Annotated in this window: 15 protein-coding genes and 1 riboswitch; of the genes, 7 read left to right on the top strand and 8 right to left on the bottom strand. The window is 72.6% G+C overall.

Features of this window, described 5'->3' with window-relative positions:
• Positions 1 to 3 precede the first annotated feature (3 nt).
• The 3 genes from AB0K52_RS04945 to AB0K52_RS04935 form a co-directional block, all read right to left on the bottom strand.
• A complete protein-coding gene (locus AB0K52_RS04945; RefSeq protein WP_363526299.1) occupies positions 4 to 1377 on the bottom strand; it encodes a glutamyl-tRNA reductase in 1374 nt (457 codons plus the stop codon).
• A gap of 30 nt (positions 1378 to 1407) precedes the next feature.
• Positions 1408 to 2130, bottom strand: a complete 723-nt coding sequence (locus AB0K52_RS04940) for a redox-sensing transcriptional repressor Rex (protein WP_363526296.1) — start codon at positions 2128 to 2130, stop codon at positions 1408 to 1410.
• Positions 2131 to 2455: 325 nt separating this feature from the next.
• Entirely contained in the window at positions 2456 to 2704 is a 249-nt protein-coding gene (locus AB0K52_RS04935; RefSeq protein WP_363526293.1) for a glutaredoxin family protein, read from the bottom strand.
• Between the two features lie 346 nt (positions 2705 to 3050).
• Here AB0K52_RS04935 and AB0K52_RS04930 point away from each other — a divergent pair, with 346 nt between their 5' ends.
• From AB0K52_RS04930 to AB0K52_RS04900, 7 genes are all read left to right on the top strand, one after another.
• Positions 3051 to 3878, top strand: coding sequence for an ECF subfamily RNA polymerase sigma factor, BldN family (locus tag AB0K52_RS04930; RefSeq protein WP_363526290.1), 828 nt, complete (start codon positions 3051 to 3053; stop codon positions 3876 to 3878).
• Positions 3879 to 4197: 319 nt separating this feature from the next.
• The gene (locus tag AB0K52_RS04925; protein WP_363526287.1) at positions 4198 to 5373 is read left to right on the top strand and encodes a DUF5667 domain-containing protein; all 1176 of its coding nucleotides are present in this window, start codon (positions 4198 to 4200) and stop codon (positions 5371 to 5373) included.
• A 425-nt stretch (positions 5374 to 5798) separates the two neighbouring features.
• Entirely contained in the window at positions 5799 to 6689 is an 891-nt protein-coding gene (locus tag AB0K52_RS04920; protein ID WP_363526284.1) for an HAD-IB family hydrolase, read from the top strand.
• A gap of 37 nt (positions 6690 to 6726) precedes the next feature.
• A complete protein-coding gene (locus AB0K52_RS04915) occupies positions 6727 to 7836 on the top strand; it encodes a hypothetical protein (protein ID WP_363526281.1) in 1110 nt (369 codons plus the stop codon).
• A gap of 95 nt (positions 7837 to 7931) precedes the next feature.
• Positions 7932 to 8729, top strand: a complete 798-nt coding sequence (gene folP / locus AB0K52_RS04910; RefSeq protein WP_363527188.1) for a dihydropteroate synthase — start codon at positions 7932 to 7934, stop codon at positions 8727 to 8729.
• Between the two features lie 166 nt (positions 8730 to 8895).
• Positions 8896 to 9011, top strand: a riboswitch (SAM riboswitch).
• Positions 9012 to 9025: 14 nt separating this feature from the next.
• Positions 9026 to 10288 carry a threonine synthase gene (gene thrC / locus AB0K52_RS04905; RefSeq protein ID WP_363526278.1) on the top strand — a complete coding sequence of 421 codons (1263 nt, stop codon included), beginning with the start codon at positions 9026 to 9028 and terminating at the stop codon, positions 10286 to 10288.
• A gap of 422 nt (positions 10289 to 10710) precedes the next feature.
• Positions 10711 to 11736 (top strand): GNAT family N-acetyltransferase, encoded by a 1026-nt coding sequence (locus tag AB0K52_RS04900; RefSeq protein WP_363526275.1) that lies wholly within the window; start codon positions 10711 to 10713, stop codon positions 11734 to 11736.
• Between the two features lie 12 nt (positions 11737 to 11748).
• Here AB0K52_RS04900 and AB0K52_RS04895 read toward each other — a convergent pair whose 3' ends face one another.
• From AB0K52_RS04895 to AB0K52_RS04875, 5 genes are all read right to left on the bottom strand, one after another.
• The gene (locus tag AB0K52_RS04895; RefSeq protein WP_363526273.1) at positions 11749 to 12798 is read right to left on the bottom strand and encodes a glycosyltransferase; all 1050 of its coding nucleotides are present in this window, start codon (positions 12796 to 12798) and stop codon (positions 11749 to 11751) included.
• Positions 12799 to 12915: 117 nt separating this feature from the next.
• Entirely contained in the window at positions 12916 to 13065 is a 150-nt protein-coding gene (locus AB0K52_RS04890) for a hypothetical protein (RefSeq protein ID WP_363526270.1), read from the bottom strand.
• A gap of 56 nt (positions 13066 to 13121) precedes the next feature.
• Entirely contained in the window at positions 13122 to 13397 is a 276-nt protein-coding gene (locus tag AB0K52_RS04885) for a hypothetical protein (RefSeq protein ID WP_363526267.1), read from the bottom strand.
• 38 nt (positions 13398 to 13435) lie between these two features.
• On the bottom strand, positions 13436 to 13666 hold the full coding sequence (locus AB0K52_RS04880) for a hypothetical protein (RefSeq protein ID WP_363526264.1): 231 nt from the start codon (positions 13664 to 13666) through the stop codon (positions 13436 to 13438).
• 114 nt (positions 13667 to 13780) lie between these two features.
• Entirely contained in the window at positions 13781 to 16069 is a 2289-nt protein-coding gene (locus AB0K52_RS04875) for an AAA family ATPase (RefSeq protein ID WP_363526261.1), read from the bottom strand.
• Positions 16070 to 16084 lie beyond the last annotated feature (15 nt).

Genomic DNA, 16084 nt, shown 5'->3' with positions numbered 1-16084 from the left:
CGGCTATGGGGCGGTGCCGAGGGTGCCGTCGGCGCCGAGCGCGTCGGTCGCGACGGGGTTGATCTTGAGGGCGTCGGCGAGGTCGCCGGTCTGCGGTTCGGCGACGGCGGCCGCGTCGAGCGCGAACAGGTCGCGCAGGGCGCGGGCGTAGTCGGGCGCGCCGGGCTGCCCGGCGAGCTCGCGCACGCGCACGGTGGGCTCGTGCAGGAGCCGCTGGACCACGCGGTGGACGGTGCGGGCCACTTCGGCGCGCTGGTCGTCGGTGAAGTCGCCGCGGCGGGCGACGCGGGCGAGCTCGGCGTCGACGATGTCGGCGGCCGCGGCGCGCAGGGCGGCGACCGTGGGGGTGACGGCGTCGGCGCGCAGCGCCTCGTTGTAGGCCGCGATCTCCTCGGCGAGCAGGGCCTCGACCTCGGCGAGCGTGTCGGCGGCGGCGCCGGCGGCGTTCGCGCGCTGGATCTCGGCGATGTCGACGACGTGCACGTGCTCGAGGCGGGAGACCGCTTCGGCGACGTCCTTGGGCAGGGCCAGGTCGCACACGACGAGCGGCGCGGTGCGCCCGGCGAGGTGCTCGGCGCGCAGGACCGGCTCGGGCGAGGCGGTCGCGCACACCAGCAGGTCCACCTGTGCGGCGAGGGAGGTCAGGTCGTCGTAGTCGGCGGCCTCGGCGTCCCAGACGGCGGCGAGGCGCTCGGCCTTCTCGCGGTCGCGGTTGGCGACCTTGAGGGACTTGACGCCCGAGCGGGCGAGGGTGGCGGTGGCGAGGCTGCCCATGGCGCCGGCGCCGACGACGGCGGCGCGGGCCTGGGCGAGGCCGACGAACCCGGACTGGACGAGCGAGCGCTCGGCGAGCTCGAGGGCGGCGGTGACGACCGAGGGCGCGGCGGCGTCCACGTCGGTCTCGGCGTGGATCCGCTTCCCGACGCGCAGGGCCTGCTGGAACAGCTCGTGCAGGTGGCGGCCGACCTGGTCGGCCTCGCGGGCGGTGTCGTAGGCGTCGCGCAGCTGGCCGAGGATCTGCGGCTCGCCGGCGACCATCGAGTCGAGCCCGGCGGCGACGCGGAAGGCGTGGGCGGCGGCGTCGGCGCCGTGGCGCACGTACCCGCAGGAGGCGAAGTCCAGGTCGGCGTCCGCCTCGCCGAGGCCCCACACGCGGTGGAGCTCGTCGACGATCGCGGACAGGCCCCCGTGGAACGTGGCGGCGGTGGCGTACACCTCGACGCGGTTGCAGGTCGAGAGCACCACGGCCTCGCGGACCTCGCCGCCGCGCAGGAGCGCGCGCGAGAGGTCGGCGGCGGCGTCGGGGCCCACCGCGAGCCGTTCCAGGGTCTCCACCGCGGCACTGCGGTGCGAGATGCCCACTACCAGGAGGTTCACTTCACCGTTCCCGTCTCTCGGCCGTTTCCGTCACATCGCTGCGTTCGCCTGGCCGATGGTCTTGCGGTGCTCGTGGAACGAGAGGATCTGCAGCTCGACGGCCAGGTCGACCTTGCGGACCACCACGCCCTGCGGCACGGCGAGGACGCACGGCGCGAAGTTGAGAATGCTTGTGACACCAGCATCTACGAGGAGGTCGGCCACGTGTTGGGCGGCCGCGCCCGGTGTGGCGATGACCCCTATGTTGATGCCCTCGTCACGTACCGCGCCGGCGAGGAGCGCGACGTCGCGCACCCGGATCCCGTCCAAGTCCTTCCCAATGATGCCCGGGTCGGCGTCGAAGAGGCCAACGATGTCGAACCCCCGTTCGGAGAATCCGGGGTACCGGGCCAGCGCCTGGCCCAGGTGGCCCAGGCCGATGATCGCCACGCGGGAGTCTTTCGTGAGTCCGAGCACACCCGCGATGTAGGCGGCGAGGGCGGCCACGTTGTAGCCGATGCCGCGCATCCCGGAGGCCCCGAGCTGGGAGAGGTCCTTGCGGAGCATCGCCGAGTTGACGCCGGTGGCGGCCGCGAGGGTCTCGGAGGAGACGGTCTCGACGCCGGACTCGCCCAGGGAGCTCAGCGCCCGCAGGTACTCGGGCAGGCGCCTGACCGTGGCCGCCGGGAGGTCGGCGGCCGTGGCCGCGGGGGCGGCGCTCGGTTCAGGCTCGGCCGCGCCTGCTGCACCTGCGCCTTCGCCGGTGGTCGTCAATGGTGGAACTCCAGGTCCGCTAGTTCCTTCGCGCGCCGTTCACCGGCGCGCAACCCAGCTTAGGAGGTGAGTGGTGCGGGAGCTCGCAGAGGCGGTGCTAACTCGGACCGGGCTCCTGATCGGGGCGGGCGGCGGGGGTCCGGCGGCGGGGCCGGGTGCGACTCGGCGGCTCGCGGGACCGGTGCGGTACACCCCCGTATCACTGGGCGAAGCCCAGCTGTACCGAGACCCGGTGTCTCCCGGCGAGCCGCCGTCCGGATCGATTTTGCCCTAAAAAGCCGCGGATGCCCGCAAATCACAGTTTTTCGGCGCGTCGTCCCCGGGATCACGAATTCGAGGAAGCCTCGAGATCGCGCTTGAGGCGCGGGACGTCCACGTCCCAGTAGGAGTGCTCGCGGCCGTCGAGCAGCACCACCGGCAGGCGGTCCCCGTATTCGCGCGCCAACGCAGCGTCGTCGACGACGTCGATCTCGGCCCACGCGGCGCCCGTCTCGCGGGCCACGCGGTCGAGGTCGGCGCGCGCCGCACCGCACAGGTGGCAATCCCTTGTAGTCAACAGCGTCAGTCTGTTCACCCTGCTCCATCCCCGGAACGCAAGATCGCACAAGTTGTGCGACACCCTCCGTCATTCCTCGATCACTATTGAGCCAGAACCGGTCCGCGCACGCGGACCTCCAAACATTTGGGGAGGTAATGGTGGGATTCCGCCCCCGCGAAGAAGGGTACGTCGGTGCGCCGGGCGAACGCCGACATCGCCCGTCGCCAAGCCGTCACCGAACGCGACACGCCGAACGCAAATACGCGTCGGCGGCCCTCCTGATTTCTAGACTCAGGCGGGTCAGTCCCTGCGGGACCCGATCGCATGACTCGGCCCGACCCCTCACACGAGGAGGCCACTAGTGCCCGGTATTGCACCAGCGATGGTGACGCCCTACGCGAACCGCAACACCGCGATGCTCAACGCAGATTTCGCCCCTTACCTCAACGGCAGCGCCCTCGTCGAGACGCTGACGCGGCTGCCCGCCCCGACCTTCGAGCGGCTCCGGCAGGCCGTCTGGACGGTCCTCAGCCTCGACACCGGCACCGCCGAGCAGCACCACGTGCGCTCCGGCGGCGGCGCCGGCGCGGGCGGCGCCACCGAGGCCGCCGGGCCCGGCCAGCACGACCCGAGCACCGACCAGGTGGACGGCGACGAGGTCGCCGACCTGGTGGCGCGGGCGCAGGACGGCGACCCGAGCGCGTTCGGCGAGATCTACGACCGCTACAGCGAGACCGTCTACCGCTACATCTACTTCCGCGTGAACAACGCCCAGCTGGCCGAGGACCTCGCCTCCGAGACGTTCCTGCGCGCGCTGCGGCGCATCTCCAGCTTCAGCTGGCAGGGCCGGGCCTTCGGGGCGTGGCTGGTGACGATCGCGCGGAACCTGGTCGTCGACCACTTCAAGTCGGGCCGCTACCGGCTCGAGATCGTCAAACCCGACGTCCTGGGGTCCGACTCCCCCGAGACCGACCCGTCCACCTCGCCCGAGACCGCCGCGCTGGAGAAGCTCACCAACGCCACCCTCCTCACCGCGGTCAAGAAGCTCAACCCCGACCAGCAGGAATGCATCGTCCTGCGGTTCCTCCAGGGGTTCACCGTCGCCGAGACCGCCCGCACCATGGGCAAGAACGAAGGCGCGGTCAAGGCCCTCCAGTACCGGGCCGTGCGCACCCTCGCGCGGCTGCTGCCGGACGGCTTCCGAGGCTGAAGTAGGCGTTTCCGATCCCTTCTCCACCTCCTTCCCTTCCACCGACGGCTCAGGCTGCTGTCGGAAACACGACAAGAACCCGTCTCCGCGGGGATCGACCCGCGAACCCGTCATCAGCGATCCGCCCGGCACCGCCGGGCCGGACCGACACTGCCAGGTCAGGGCCGTACACCGGCCCTCTGTCGCCGTGCAACCGAGCCGCGAGGCGGACAAAGTGGTCCGCGTCGCAAGGTTCTCGGCGAACCGTAACCTCAGGGGCTACTCGTGCGTTGTTCTCAGTACAGGAGCAGGATCCATGCAGTGAGAGGGGGTGTGCCCGGTGACTTTGAACCCTATGGAGCGCCGCCGCGCGGAGGAATTCGCACGGCTGCTTGACTCCGAGGACCCCGCCCTCCCTCACCAGCGCCGCAACGCTGACACACCGGACGCGTCATCAGAAGCGTTCGCCGAACTCGTCGGCGTCACCGAACGGCTCGGCGGCCTCGGCGGCCAGCTCATGGCCGCCAGCCGGCCGTCGCAGCACTGGCAGGACGCGACCAGGCGGCGGCTCATGGCCGTCGCCGCGGAAGAGGGCATCGGCGTCACCGCGCGGGCCCGCGCCAGCGCCGCCGTGCCCGAGACCACTCGCGCCCCCGTGCTCGACGACATGTTCCCGCGCCGCCCGCGCGGCGGGCGCCGCCTCGCGATCGTCGCGGCCCTGCTCACCGGCACCGTCGCCGTCTCCGGGGTCTCCGCGGCCTCGGGCGACGCGCTGCCGGGCGAGACGCTGTACGGCGTCAAGCGCTCCACCGAGAAGGCGCAGCTCGCGTTGGCGGGCAACGACCTCGGGCGGGCGCAGCTGTACCTGGAGTTCGCGCGCACGCGCATCCAGGAGGCCGCCGAGGTCGTCGGCGACGACGCCGCGGTCGCGAGCGCGCTCGGCGACGCCGCCGGGGAACTGCGCAGCGGCACGTCGCTGCTGGGCGAGATCGCCGTGGAGCACGGGGACCCGGCCCCGCTCGACTACGTGGACCTGTTCACGAACGAGCACCGCTGGGTGCTGGAGGACCTGGTGGCCGAGCTCGACGGCGAGGCCCTGACCGCGGGCGAGGAACTCGTCGCGGTGCTCGAGGCCGCCGCGGTCCGCTCGGTGGAGCTGCGCGGCGCGCTCGACTGCACCGAGGCGGGCGGCGAGACCGACGAGCTCGGTCCGCTCCCCGGCAGCTGCGCCAAGGACGCCGTCGACGCGACCGCCCCGGTCGAACCGGGCGGCAGCGAAGGCGCCGAGACCGGTGCGGCCGAGACCGGCGGCGGCGAGGCCACGGGTGAAGCCGACGGCGCCTCCGAGCCCGCGACGGGCGGCGAGACCGCCGACGGCGCCGAGGAGCCGGCGACGGACCCGGCCACGGGCGGCGCGACCGACCCGGCGACCACCGGCGAGCCGACCGACCCGACCGAGGACGAGGACGTCCTCGGCGAGCTGACGGGGATCATCTCGGACCTCTTCGGCGAATGACAAGGCGCCCTTCGGGGTACGCCTCACACGGCCGATGTCGGCCGAGCAGATGCGGCCTCGGCGAACGCTGAGCCGCAGATGTGCAAGGTGTGGAGTAACGGGCCGGGGAGCCGAGGCTTCCCGGCCCGCCGCATGAGCTGCTGCAGGCCGAACACCGTCCCCGACCCCACCCGCCCCGGGCGGCGCGGGGGTACGACAGCACGAGGGGCCGCGGCGCCGGCGCCGCCCGAGAGGGGCGCGGGCGGCGGCCGCCGCCGGGACCGGCCCGCTTCGCGCGGGGACCGGTCCGGGCCAAACCGCTCACCGCGGTGCAGCGGTTCCCATCACACCGCAAGGCGCCCATATAACCAGGGCCACACTGGAAATTCACCGGGCTCGCGTCCTGGCGTTACAGGGCGTCTGCCTGAGGCTTGTAGGCTTTTAGAGTGTCTGAGATCGAGGCTTCCTCCAGCGCCTCCGCCACACCCCGTCCACGAACCGTTCGGGCCGGCGGTTCCTCGCCGACCCATGCCGTCGTCGTCGAACCCGCCGCACCGGGCGGCGACGAGCTCGCCCACCTCCCCACCGCCGCCTTCTTCGACGTCGACAACACCCTCATGCACGGCGCGTCCACGTACTGGCTCGCCCGCGCGCTCGCCAAGCACGGCGTGCTCTCCGGCCGCGACATCCTCAGCTTCGCGTGGAAGCAGGCCCGCTTCAAGTTCGGCGCCGAGAACCACGGCCACATCTCCTCGGTGAAGTCCTCCGCGCTCGAACTCGTCGCCGGCTTCCCCGTCGACGAGATGCGCAAGCTCTGCGAAGAGGTCGTCGACCGCGACATCTCCCCGCGCATCCTCGCGCCCGTGCGCCGCCTCGCCGAACGCCACCTCGAAGCCGACCAGGAGGTCTGGCTCGTGACGGCCAGTCCGGTCGAGCTCGCGGGCGTCCTCGCCTCGCGCCTGGGCCTCACCGGGGCGCTCGGCACCATCGCCGAGATCGAGGACGGCTGCTACACCGGCCGCCTCGTCGGCGACCTCATGCACGGCCCCGCGAAGGCCTCTGGGCTCGAACAGCTCGCCCTCGAACGCGGCCTCAACCTCGAGCAGTGCACCGCCTACTCCGACTCGGCGAACGACCTGCCGATGCTGCGCAAGGTCGGCCGCGCCATCGCCGTCAACCCGGACACGCGCCTCGCCCGCCAGGCCCGCCACTACGGCTGGCCCGTCCTCGACTACCGGCGCGGGCGCCGCGCGGCGAAGCTCGCGCTGCCGACCGCGGCCGCCGTCGGCGCCGGCGCGGGCCTGCTGTACCTGTACAAGTCCCGCGAGCGGGACTAGCCGCGGCCCCCACCCGGGCCGGTAGCAGAATGGGCGGATGACAGGGCGCATGGACGACGCGGCGCAGCGGCTCACCCTCGCGGGCGCGGCCGTGCTCGCCCTCGCCTGGCTCGCCTGGCCCTCCCCCGACCGGCCCGAGGCCGCCGAGGTCCCCGCGGCCGCGCCGACCGTGTGGGAGACCTGGGACGCCGCCCCCGTCGACCTGCCCGGCCTCATCGACGGCCGGGCCTGGACGCCCCTCGCCGTCCTCGAGACCGACCGGGACTCGAGCGCGCTCCTGGGCACCGACGACGCCGGGGACCTGCTCTATGTGGAGCAGCCCGCCGACGGCGAAGCGGCGGTCGAAGTCGTGGCCGCGCCCGGCGGCGTCCCCGGCGTGGTCGCCGTGGCCGCCACCGAGGAGCGCATCGCCTGGCTCCAGTCCGTGCCCGACGCCCAGGGCAGGGTCGTCTCCGAACTGTGGACCGCCGAACGGGACGCGGACGGCCGGCCCGGCGAGGCCGCGCTGCTCACCGCCGACACCGGCGACGTGATCACCGCCGGGTCCGCCTTCGACCTCCAGTTCGCCGCCGAGGGCCTGCACTGGCTCGCCACCGCGCGCGGCGAAGCGCTCGTCACCGAGCACCGGTCCGTCGGCGTCGAGGGGGGCGAGGTCGAGGTCGTGGGCCACCGCGGCGCGTGGCAGGCCGCGGCGTGGCCGTGGCTCGCCAGCGCCGGGTCGGACTCGCTCGGCGGGGCGCGGCTCGTGCGCACCGACACGGGCGCAGGGCTCAGGGTGTTCTCCGGGTCGGACGAGCTGACGCTGTGCTCGGCGACGTGGTGCCGTCTGATCGTGAACGCCGAGGACGGGGCGCGGGTGGACCTCGTCCGTCCAGACGGGAGCGAGCGGGTGACCGTGGCGGAGGGGTTCACGTCGGCCGTGTCGCCGGACGTGGGGCTCGTCGACCGGTTCGAGCCGCTCGCGGAGTCCAAGGCGGCCACCGGGGACGGGACGACGGTGACGCTGTTCGACCTCCAGGAGGACGCCGCGTACCTGGTGGCGTCGAGCGCGGGCGAGACGGGTGCGGACGCGCGGTCGCTGTGGTGGTCGACGGGGACGGGCGAGCTGCTGGTCTGGCACGTGCTGGACCTCACGGACCTCGCTTAATGCGAGGCGTTCGCGCACCGGGCCCGGGTAACGTCGATGCCGTGACCACACCGCCAGAGTTGAGCGCACCGCAGGAGCCGGCCCGGCCCGAGATCATGGGCGTCCTCAATGTCACGCCCGACTCGTTCTCCGACGGCGGGCGGTATCTCGACTTCGGCGACGCGGTGGCGCACGGCGAGCAGATGGCGGCCGAGGGTGCCGACATCATCGACGTGGGCGGCGAGTCGACGCGGCCGGGCGCGGACCGGGTGGACGCGGCGACGGAGATCGCGCGCGTGGTGGACGTGGTGGCGGCGCTGTCCGAACGGGGCCTTGCCGTCTCGATCGACACGACGCGGGCGGCGGTGGCCGCGGCGGCGGTCGCGGCCGGGGCGAGCGTGGTGAACGACGTGTCGGGCGGCCTGGCCGACCCGGACATGGCGCGGGTCGTGGCGGATACGGGCGTGCGGTGGGTGCTCATGCACTGGCGGGGGCATTCGGCGGACATGCAGCGGCTGCAGCACTACGAGAACGTGGTCGCCGATGTGAAGGCCGAGCTGGAGGACCGGGTCGAGGCGGCCTTGGACTCCGGTGTGGACCGCTCGCGGCTGATCCTGGACCCGGGGCTGGGGTTCGCGAAGTCGGCGGAGCACAACTGGCGGCTCTCGGCGCACCTGGACGAGTTCGTGGCGCTGGGGTATCCGGTGCTGTTCGGGTCCTCGCGGAAGTCGTACCTGGGGAAGCTCCTGGAGGACGAGAGCGGGAAGCCGCGCCCGGTGGGGCAGCGGGAGGCGGCGACGCTGGCGACCTCGCTGCTGGCGTTCGAGGCGGGCGCGTGGGGCGTGCGGGTGCACGACGTGGCGGGCACGGCGGACGCGCGGGCGGTGTGGCTCGCGACGCGCCGGGCGCGTTGAGCTCCTGACAGATCACGGACACCGCGCGGGCGGGGTGCGGGGCTTCGGTCTGCCTTGACCTGGGGCGGCGCGGCGCGGCGGGCGGATCGGCGGGAGGGCGGGGCCATCTCGAAACTTGGAACACCGGTTGCGGGTGGGGCTTGCACACCCGTAGCATTCGCCTCGTACTTCATCCAGAGCAGCTGAGGGGTCCGGCCCTGCGACGCTGCGGCAACCACCGGTCCGCCCGCCTGGGCGGGCGGCAGGTGCCAATTCCGGCCCGCTGCGCGGGGAAGATGAGGGAGGAGCCTTCTCGTATGTCCAATGCGCTTTTCGCAGACAGCCCGGCCAAGGGCCTGGTCTGCCGCAACTGCAACGCCACCTACGACCTGGTCGCCCAGCACGCCTGTTGGCAGTGCTTCGGCCCGCTCGAGGTCGACTACGACCTCGCGGAGCTGGCGAAGGTCACGCGCGAGCAGATCGAGGCCGGTCCGCAGAACATCTGGCGGTACGCGCCGCTGCTGCCGGTCGGCGTCCACCCCGAGGACCGGGTGAGCCTGAACCCGGGCCTGACCCCGCTCATCGACGCGACGCACCTGGCGAAGGCCCTGGGGATGCGCAAGCTCTGGGTGAAGGACGACTCGGCGAACCCCACCCACTCGTTCAAGGACCGCGTGGTGTCGACCGCGGTCTCGGCCGCGATCAAGCTCGGCTTCGACCGGTTCGCGTGCGCTTCGACGGGGAACCTGGCGAACTCGGTGGCCGCGCACGCGGCGCGCGCGGGCGTCCCGTCGATCGTGTTCATCCCGCACGACCTGGAGCCGGGGAAGATCGTGCAGTCGGCGATCTACGGCGGCACGCTGGTGGCGGTGCAGGGCTCGTACGACGACGTGAACCGGCTGTGCTCGGAGCTGACGGAGACGGACGACTTCGAGTCGACGGCGTTCGTGAACGTCAACATCCGCCCGTACTACGCCGAGGGCTCGAAGACGCTCGGGTACGAGGTGGCCGAGCAGCTGGGCTGGCGGCTGCCGGAGCAGGTCGTGGTGCCGATGGCGTCCGGCGAGCTGCTGACGAAGATCCACAAGGCGTTCGAGGAGTCGGCGGAGATCGGCCTGACCGAGCCGGGCAAGGTGCGGGTGTTCGGCGCGCAGTCGGCCGGGTGCAGCCCGATCGCGGACGCGTTCGCCGAGGGCACCGATGTGATCACCCCGGTGAAGCCGACGGGCATCGCGAAGAGCCTCAACATCGGCGACCCGGCGGCGGGGCCTTACGCGATCGAGGCGTGCCGCTCGACGGGCGGCGGGATGGCGAAGGTGACCGACGACGAGATCCGCGAGGGCGTGCGGCTGCTCGCCTCGACGACGGGCGTGTTCGCTGAAACGGCCGGCGGCGTGGTCGTCGCTACGCTCCGTAAGCTTCTGGAGTCCGGACAGTTGGACCCGGAGGCCGAGACCGTCATTTACAACACCGGTGAAGGACTGAAAACCCTCGATGCGGTGTCGTCCCTGGTGGGGCCGACGCACACGGTGAAGCCTTCGTTGAAGGCGGCGAAGGAAGCGGGACTTCTGGAGTCCTGAGTGGAGTGGGTGATTGCGGAAAGTGGACTTGTAAAACGCTTTCCGAACTCCTGAAATTATCACTCAGTGTGACCGTTGTGAAGTGATGTGTCGGGTACCCGACAGAAATTGATCGCTCGTCGGGTCTTGACCCTATTCACTGAATAAGCAAGAATTCTTCTTGCGGGAGGCCGCAGACGTCCTGTCGCCACTCACCCGGTTGACTGCGAGTCCTGGGGCTAGAACGTGTCGAGCAGCGCCAGCCGGTGTCAGGAACTGCGGTCTCCCGACCAATCCCCCTAGTGCGCGCGACAGGTCTCGCCTGCGCCTGCGGCCCGTCCCCCGGTGCATGCTTACCCGGATCGCCGCTCCCCCAAACCTTTCCGCGCGAATGCGCGCGCAATGCGCTTGCCTGTGGCAGGGGCCTCCGCCAGACTCGGGCCATGACGCATTTCGACATCGTGCCGCTCGATCCGGGCGACACCGCGCAAGTCCGGGCCCGCCTCGCGGTGATGGAGGCGATCGACGCGCACGACCACGTCGGCACCAGGCCCCTCAATCCCGCGCACGTGATCGCCTCGATCCTGGTGAGCCGGGGCGACTCCCGGGGGGAACGCTGGATCGCCGTCTGCGACGGACGGGTCCTCGGCCATCTCGACCTCGCGCTGCCGCTGCTGGACAACGCGCACGCGGTGTACTTCGAACTGGGCGTGCACCCGGACGAGCGACGCCGCGGCGTCGGCTCGGCCCTGCTGCGCCACTTGGAGGAGCGCGCCGTCGAAGAGGGCCGGAGCGCGATCTCGACGTGGCTGCCGATGCCCGGCGGCGGCGCGCCCGGCATCAGCGCGGTCGGCCCCGCGTGGGCGGTCGGCAAGGGCTACACCATGTCCCTGGGCTGCGCGATCCGCGCGGTCGACCTCGACACCGTGGACGAATCAGCACTCGACCGGCTCTGGGACCAGGCTTCGGCGAAGGCCGCGGACTTCGACATCGTGCCGTTCACGGGCCTGCCGCCCGAGCGGATCATCGACGGCATCGCGTACCTCCACGGACGCATGTACACCGACATGCCGTTGGGCGAGTGGGACCTCCAGGAGGCGGCCATCGACCGCGAGCGCATCCGCGGCTGGGCCGACATGCGCCGGTTGCGCGGCGAACTGCACCTCCATGCGGCGGCCGTGCGCAAGGAGACCGGCGAGGTCGCCGGGTTCACCGAGATCGTCATCGAAGCCGGTGCCGAGGAGCACTGCCACCAAGGCGACACGATCGTCGACCCGCGATTCCGCGGCCACCGGCTCGGCACGCTCCTGAAGATCGCGAACCAGCGCGCGGTCCGCCGGTGGCGGCCGAAGATGCGCTACGTGTGGACCGGGAACGCCGTGTCGAACGAGCACATGATCGCCATCAACGAATCGGTCGGCTACCGGCTCGTCTGCCACGAGAACGTCTACCAGAAGAAGCTCTCCTAGGACGGCCGCGACTCAGCGGATCAGCCGCTCGTGCATGCGGCGGCGCTCGGCGTGCAGGCGCGTGATCTTCTCGCGCAGCGCCGCGTCGCCGTCGCCGCCGCGCGACATGGCCTCGCGCAGGTCGTGGATCTCCTGCTCGACGTCGAGGCCGCGCCGGTTGAGCAGGTGCAGCGTCTCGTGCGGCTGCGGCTCGGGCGTGCGCCGCAGCAGCCGCAGGCCCTCGGCGGTGATCCCGAATTCGGCGAGCGCGTCGGCGTCCAGTGCGACCGCGTTCGGATGGTCAGCCACTTTGGACATCCGCTCGGAGCCTTCGCGCTGCTGGTCGGACAGGCCCGTGTGGGCGTAGAGCCACCACATGGTCTCGCCGTCGATGTGCCTGACGCTCACGCCGGTGGGCACGAGCTTCTGGGCGAGGGTGGAGTGGTTGCGGCGGTAGACGCTGAGCGCCCGCGCGGCGGGCTCGAGGAGGCTGAGGCCGATCGAGGGGCTGTGGTGGTAGGTGCGGTGCCCCGCTGCCTCCGCCGGGACCCAGTTGCAGCCCAACGTGGGCGAGAGGATCGCGGGCGCGGCGCGGCCTTCGGCGAGGTACGCGGCGGCGGCTTCGTGGAGGCGGCCGACGAGGTCGCGGTGGACCGCGTCGTCGTCGTCCAGGCGCGTGGTCAGCGCCCAGCCCTTGCCGCGGGCGCGGGCCTCCTCGCGGGTCCAGGCGACGAGGTCGGGGACGAAGTCGCGTTTGAGCTCGGTCTCGGCCAAGTGGATCCACGGCCGCGCGGCGGCGAGCGCGTCGAGCCGCCGCCGCGCCTCGGGCGGCATGTCGCGGTCGATCGCGATGTACCACACGAAGTCGCGGTGGGACTGGGCGTCGAGCGAGGCGAGTGTGAGCTGCTCGAGCAGGAGCTGCCGGTAGGCGAACCACTGCTCGTCGAACACGCCGATGCCGTGCCGGGTGGCGATGACGTGCAGGAACTCCGCGGAGGCCGGGAGCGGCCCGTGGGCGTCGCGGGGCACGGCGGCGCGGAGGCGGCGGCGCAGCCTCGCGGGCAGCAGTCGCGTCAGTCGCATGGGCTTCCCTCCCGGGCGGGGTGCGGCGGGCCGCGCTGGCGCGCCACCGCGCAGGCTAGTGCGTGTCGGTAACGGCCGCACCAACAATGGGGGAACAGCGGACGAAGCGGTGCGCCGTCACCGCCGCGCGCCGGGCGCGGCGCGGGACTCGGGCACGGGCGCGGCGGGACCGCCGGGGCGCTCGAGCGGGATCGCCCGGATCTCCTCCAGCCGCCGCTGCAGCCCCTCCATGCGGTCGCGCAGGTCGGTGAACTCGGCGCGCTCCACGTCCTCCTCGTCGGCCGAGACCCGGTCGACCGGCCCCTGCCGCGCCGCCGACGGCGTCAGTCCGTGAAGCGGGCTGCCGTCGCGGCTCGCGCGGCCGCAAGCGTCCCGGCTTCGACCTCTCCTCGGAGATCGACGCACGATGAGGTCAGCACCGATATCGCCACCGGCCAGGCGATGAAGCCGGGGGACGGGCTGAGCGAATGGAAGAGCGATCCCGCCTCGCTTCCTCCGACAGCGCCGGTTTCGGCGAATGGACAGGCGACGGCGTACCCGGTGCGCAGGTTCGACCGTTCGTCGGAGAGCACGACGAGCAGCTGGTCGGGGTTGCCCATCGGCCGAGGGAACGCGTAGACCTGCCCGGGGCGGACACTCATGAACCGAAGGCCTCCGGCGCGAGACCGGTCTGCCCGGCGGCGAATTGCGCCCACTGCGCGCCGGCCCCGGATTCGGTGAAGTGCCGCATCACGACATCGGTGTCCTCGTCGACCCGGCGGCGGTACTCGGCTTCGATGGCGTCGGCGATGAAGGCGGAGGCGTTGCCGCTGGCGGCCGCCTTCGCCCATGTGGAGTCCTCGAGGAGAATATTGTGCGCACGTTTCATGCGCCTGATGGTAACACGTGGTATCGACCTCACCGCCCCGCTGCGCGGTGACGAGGCGAAACGCGGCGAACCTCGGGGCCGCGCGGCCCTCCGCGCCGACGGAGCGCCGACCGGTCAGCCCTCGCGGTTGCCCGCGTAGTTCTCGAGGTATTCGAGCTGCTCGGGGTCGAGGCTGGGGCGGACGCGCTCCATCGCCTGCGCCACATGGGCAGCGGTGACGATGCTGGCGTCGAGGGATTCGCGCATCGCGGTGAGCGCGGCCTCGCGCACGAGCGCGGCGCAGTCGGCGGCCGAGTAGAGCCACAGTTCGTCGGCGACCTCGTCGAGGTTCACGTCGTCGGCGAACGGGACGTTCTTCGCGTTGGCGCGCAGGATGTCCGCGCGGCCCTGGGAGTCGGGCGGCGGCACGTACACGAGCCGTTCGAGGCGGCCGGGGCGCAGCAGCGCCGGGTCGATCATGTCGGGGCGGTTCGTGGCGCCCACGACGACGACGTCGCGCAGGGACTCGGCGCCGTCGAGCTCGGTGAGGAGGGCGGCGACCACGCGGTCGGCGGTGCCGCCGTCGGTCCCGGCCCCGCGCACCGGCGCGAGGGCGTCGAGCTCGTCGAAGAACATGAGGGTGGGGCTGGCCTGGCGGGCGCGGCGGAACAGCTCGCGCACGTTCTTCTCCGACTCGCCCACCCACTTGTTCAGCAGCTCGGATCCCTTGACGCTCAGGACGTTCGCGTGGCCCTCGCCCGCGACCGCCCGCACGATGTACGTCTTCCCGCACCCGGGCGGCCCATAGAGGAGGATGCCGCGCGGGGCCTCGATGCCCAGGCGCGTGAACGCGTCCGGGTAGGTCAGCGGCCACAGCACCGTCTCGGTGAGGGTCTGCTTCAGGTCCTCCATGCCGCCCACGTCGGCGAGGGTGAGCCCGCCGAGCTCGACCGCGTCGCCCGACATGCTCGTGGGCCGCACCGATTCGAGCGCGCCGTCGAAGTCCGTCACCTGCAGGGCGGTCGCGCCGCCGTCCTTGGCGCGCATGGCGGCCCGCACGCCCGCCTCGCGGACCATCACCGCCAGGTCGGAGGCGACGTAACCGGGCGCGCGGTGCGCCACCGACTCCAGCTTCACGTCCTCGGCGACCTTCATGCCGCGCGTGAAGTAGACGAGGAGGTCCCGGCGGGCGTCGGCGTCCGGCATCGGCACCACGACCTCGTGCTCGAGCCGCGAGCGCAGCGCCGTGTCGACGTCCTCCACGCGCGCGGTCGTGCACACCACGGCGTGCTCGCCCGGCGCTTCCAGGACCTCGTCCACGAGCCGGGCGAACATGGTGCCCAACGACGTCCGCTTCCCCGCCGGCGCGATCGCCTCGACGCCGCGCACCAGCAGCACGCCCGGGACGTCCAGGGCGGCGACGGCCGCGCGGAGCCGGTCGGCCGCCGCGTTCGCCTCGAGCGCGGCCAGGTCATGCCCGGAGACCTCGCTGACGCGCGCGCCGACCGCGGCCGCGACCGAGCGGACCACGGTGGCCTTGCCCGTGCCCGACGGACCCGAGACCAGGACGCCCAGCGCCATGTCCGTGCCCACCACCTTGAGCACCTCGCGGTGGTTGAAACCGAGGTCGAGCAGCTCCCGCAGCTCCTCGGCGGGGATCTTCGCCCCGGCCAGCTCCTCGTACGGGATCGGCGCGACACCCGGCTGCGCCTCGGGCCGCGCCCGCACCGGGCCCGCGGCCTCGGCGCGCGGACGGACCTCGGCGACCTCCCCGGCCGCGTACGACGCGGGCATCGGGGCGCGGCCCCGGTTCGCGACCCGGCCGGACTCGAGCGGCAGCTCGACGGCGGCCGGCACCCCCGACGCCCACTCCACGCGCGTGTCCGAAGTGACCATCGCGCCATGGGCCGGACTGGCCTCGACCACGTTGAGCACCATCGTGGTCCAGCCGATCCCGAGCGTGTTGTTGAGGGTGCGGCGGGTCGCCGCGACGATCTCGCGCTGCGCGTCCCCCAACTCGATCGGCAGCAGCGACACGTCGTCGCCCTCGCCCACGACCTTCGACAGCAGCGCCAGCCGCAGCGTGTCGGGGTCCACCACGGCCACCGCCGACGCCGGACCCGACAGCACCACACGGTCCGCCGCCACGAGGTCGACCGGCGCGAGCCGCACCGGGTCGCCGTCGCGCGCACCGATGTTCCCCAGCGTCAGATCGTCGGCGTACAGCGCCCGCCGGGACGCGTACCGGTCCGCGGCCAGCGCGATCGCGGCCGTCGCGCGCCGCCCCGTCACCTCGACCGCGTCCCCCGGACGCAGGCCGAGCGCGGTCAGGGCCTCGGGGTGGAGGCGCACGATCCCGCGCCGGGCGTCGAGCCCGGCCTTCGCGCGGGTCGCGGTCAGAGTGAGGGAGCCAGCGTCGGTCACGCCGCCCAGCCTATT

Source organism: Glycomyces sp. NPDC049804, from assembly GCF_040674615.1.
GTDB classification, from domain to species: domain Bacteria; phylum Actinomycetota; class Actinomycetes; order Mycobacteriales; family Micromonosporaceae; genus Glycomyces; species Glycomyces niveus.
The sequence above is the reverse complement of the archived record's forward strand: the minus strand, read 5'-3'. Positions and strand labels throughout refer to the sequence as shown.

What these genes read in the sequence shown, in the direction of transcription:
- folP (WP_363527188.1), top strand. Translation starts at nt 7,932, where the DNA reads ATGGGCGTCCTCAATGTCACGCCCGACTCGTTCTCCGACGGCGGGCGG.
- AB0K52_RS04880 (WP_363526264.1), bottom strand. Translation starts at nt 13,666, where the DNA reads ATGAAACGTGCGCACAATATTCTCCTCGAGGACTCCACATGGGCGAAG.
- AB0K52_RS04930 (WP_363526290.1), top strand. Translation starts at nt 3,051, where the DNA reads ATGGTGACGCCCTACGCGAACCGCAACACCGCGATGCTCAACGCAGAT.
- AB0K52_RS04915 (WP_363526281.1), top strand. Translation starts at nt 6,727, where the DNA reads ATGACAGGGCGCATGGACGACGCGGCGCAGCGGCTCACCCTCGCGGGC.
- thrC (WP_363526278.1), top strand. Translation starts at nt 9,026, where the DNA reads ATGTCCAATGCGCTTTTCGCAGACAGCCCGGCCAAGGGCCTGGTCTGC.
- AB0K52_RS04885 (WP_363526267.1), bottom strand. Translation starts at nt 13,397, where the DNA reads ATGGGCAACCCCGACCAGCTGCTCGTCGTGCTCTCCGACGAACGGTCG.
- AB0K52_RS04895 (WP_363526273.1), bottom strand. Translation starts at nt 12,798, where the DNA reads ATGCGACTGACGCGACTGCTGCCCGCGAGGCTGCGCCGCCGCCTCCGC.
- AB0K52_RS04900 (WP_363526275.1), top strand. Translation starts at nt 10,711, where the DNA reads ATGACGCATTTCGACATCGTGCCGCTCGATCCGGGCGACACCGCGCAA.